Raw genomic sequence first — 1,458 nt, forward strand, 5'->3', positions numbered from 1 at the left:
CGAATGTCCGATCTCGCCGCGATTGTCGACATTGGAGCTATGTCGGTCTGGTGCCATGAACTGCCATTGACACGTTCGCGTGCGACAAAGGGAATGCGGGCAAAGTCGTCTTTCAGAGGTGCTAACTCGATAAGTCTCTAAGAACTTCCGCCAACTTGCGTCGAGGAGCTGCTTGCAAATCCTCTTTGGGATAACCAAGGCGGAAGAGGACTTGTGGAACGCCGTGATTTCCGCAAAGACCGGCTAGTCTGTTCCGGAGATCGGGCAACTGAACGGGCTGGTTCATATACGACGCCTGCAAGCCGGCCGCAGTAGCCGTCAGAAGCACCCGCTCCAATGCCTGTCCTGCTGCAAGCCGGTCAATAACATCGTCCGCCGCACTACAAAGCACGGCAAGCAGCGGTGAGTTCTCCGCCAACTCACTGTCCTTGGCTCCTACGCCCCCGCCCATGTCGAAGCTACGAACCACGATCCGGGCGACCGGGATGGCGAGCCAAGGCAACGAAAGTCCGTCGCCGCTGCGTCGCGGGTGCATCCACTGCGCAAGCTCCCGTCGCCAGCTTGGATTCGCCCATTGGACCGCGTCGCCCTCCGCTACAAGCCCTGCCGCGGCTCTCCGCGTCTCATCACCAATCAGGGCAACAAGCATGGCGCCTTCTTTTTCGGCGGCAGCTACTAGCGCGCGCACAGTATCGTCGGGAATATCCCTCTCAAGAAATCGCTTACGGTAGGTGCGTCGCTTCGGGACCGCCTCTGCCAAGCGGGCCAGTTGATCGTCGGCGTCGCCTGACAACGTTATCTCAGCAAGAACATCGTCATCTTGCGCATCAGGAAGCGTCACAGCACAGGTGCCGAGCCCCGCCTTTGCCGCCGCTACACGCAAGTTCTGCAGAGCGCAGCCACAGCTAATCACCAGTTCCCTGTCGTCCGGGTCATTCACTGGCAGCGCACGCGTCCGGTCTGCGAGCAGGCGTATACGGTTGCCCTGAACTTCAAAGATCCACGGCTGGGTGTTGTGGCTTGATGGCGCGAGAACCGCACTGCCAATCAGGCGTTCGAACGTTGATTTGTTGAGCATGGTGCCGTTCGTCCTCAGCGGAGGCCAACCTGATATCCGCCCTTCTAAGGATACACAATACGCCCACTACTCTTGCGTTCGGTGCTTCGTACGTCCTTGACATGCGTCAATCTGACAGAGCTTCCCAAACTCCCGGCGCTATAGGAACTGCACCATCTCGGCGCGCCGCGGTGCCTCTTGAGTTGCGAAAGCTTCGGGCCCATTCTGGTCGGCCGCGCCTCCGGCGGGAAGGTCGGGGTCGGGCTCATGCCGATCATCCGCACACGCTGCCGGAAGGTCGGGACTGGGTCACGAATACACGTGGCGCAAGCCGACTGGAAGTCCGGTTGATCGCCAACTGCTGCCGTTCGAATGCAGCGCAGCATTCGTTGGATTGGGCT

Annotated in this window: 1 protein-coding gene; it reads right to left on the reverse strand. The window is 59.9% G+C overall.

Translation table 11 applies throughout. The features are described 5' to 3' along the window. Positions 1–121 precede the first annotated feature (121 nt). Positions 122–1,078 (reverse strand): Acg family FMN-binding oxidoreductase, encoded by a 957-nt coding sequence (locus ACR0AO_RS25400; RefSeq protein WP_480609805.1) that lies wholly within the window; start codon positions 1,076–1,078, stop codon positions 122–124. Positions 1,079–1,458: the final 380 nt, after the last annotated feature.

Source organism: Ruegeria sp. AF8 (assembly GCF_056541825.1).

Excerpts from the sequence above, each read along its gene's own strand:
- ACR0AO_RS25400 (WP_480609805.1), bottom strand. The coding sequence starts at position 1,078 with ATGCTCAACAAATCAACGTTCGAACGCCTGATTGGCAGTGCGGTTCTC.